The sequence below is a fragment of the Staphylococcus gallinarum genome (assembly GCF_000875895.1).
Lineage (GTDB): Bacteria > Bacillota > Bacilli > Staphylococcales > Staphylococcaceae > Staphylococcus > Staphylococcus gallinarum.
On the sequence record NZ_JXCF01000080.1, the window covers coordinates 1 to 869 of the forward strand.

At 39.6% G+C, this 869-nt stretch carries 1 protein-coding gene; it reads left to right on the top strand.

Going from position 1 to position 869, the window contains the following annotated elements:
• Window positions 1-361: 361 nt before the first annotated feature.
• Window positions 362-869: reverse transcriptase domain-containing protein (locus tag SH09_RS13455; protein ID WP_042740147.1), on the top strand; the 508-nt coding region annotated here is incomplete at its 3' end.

An 869-nucleotide genomic window follows, 5' to 3' on the forward strand; every position in this document is an offset into this window, starting at 1 on the left:
GAAATATCATATAAGGCTATGTAGAATGGACGAATCTGCAATTCAAGATAAAGTCCCATACTACCCGAGTTCTATATAGTAAATGATGCAGTAACATGAGTGGAAAGTGATTACTCTTACCCGGGGAGGTCTCATCAGCGACAGAAATGCCGTAGTAACAACGAATGATGAGAAGTCAGCAGAGGTCATAGTAGGTAGAAATACTGAAGGACTGAACAATATTCATACAAAGTAAAGAATGGAGGTTACAGATTTACGACGTACAGAAAACGGTAGATACCGGCAGCTTATAGAGAGATAAGTAGTGGAACGAAAAAGGGTATATAAGTGTGTACAGTAAATCTTAGGTGAAATGAAAGAAATGTATCGTGAGTCTCCATCCTTGATGGAGCTTGTTGTAAGACCGAACAACATTGAAAAGGCAATCAAGAAAGTGAGAAAGAACAGAGGAGCACCAGGAATTGACGGTATGAAAGTCGGTGAACTGAATGGACACTTTGCGCAATACTTTCCACAAATTAGAAAGAAACTGCTTGATGGCACATATAAACCACAAGCAGTAAGGAAAGTTGAAATCCCAAAACCAAACGGGAAAAAGCGTGTGTTGGGAATCCCTGTCGCTAGAGATAGAGTTATCCAACAAGCCATTAAACAAGTTATTGAACCGAAAATCGACCGTACATTCTCAAAACACAGTCATGGCTTTAGACCCAATCGTAGTACAGGCACTGCGCTTAAGCAATGTGCAACGTACTATGAAGAGGGCTATTCGGTCGCAGTTGATTGTGATTTAAAACAGTGCTTTGACATGTTGAACCACGATAAGTTGATGTATTTATTTGAACGTCATGTTCAAGATAAAGCAATTT